Annotated in this window: 1 protein-coding gene; it reads right to left on the bottom strand. The window is 58.3% G+C overall.

From position 1 onward, the window contains the following. A partial coding sequence (locus tag MXD62_RS09160; RefSeq protein WP_368862353.1) for an oligopeptide/dipeptide ABC transporter ATP-binding protein occupies window positions 1-252 on the bottom strand: 252 nt, incomplete at both ends.

Raw genomic sequence — 252 nt, 5'->3', positions numbered from 1 at the left:
GTTTGCATCGGAAACACGTTCTTGGCACGCGGATCCTGCAACCAGCAGGCAACATCGTGCTGACTCTGGATGGAACTGTACTCCGGTTGGTGTTTTCTGCATACCTCCAAGGCGTAGTCGCAGCGGGCGGCGAAGGCGCAGCCGACAGGCGGCGAAAAAAGATCGGGCGGTGTTCCCGGAATGGGACGAAGCGGCAAACTGCGGTCATCGTCCAGCCTCGGCATTGAAGCCAGCAGCCCTTTTGTATATGGA

Origin of the sequence: Frankia sp. Mgl5, from assembly GCF_023242985.1 — a bacterium.
In the GTDB taxonomy this organism is placed as follows: Bacteria; Actinomycetota; Actinomycetes; order Frankiales; family Frankiaceae; genus Parafrankia; species Parafrankia soli.
Note: the sequence above shows the minus strand (reverse complement) of the source record. Positions and strands in the feature narration are given on the sequence as shown.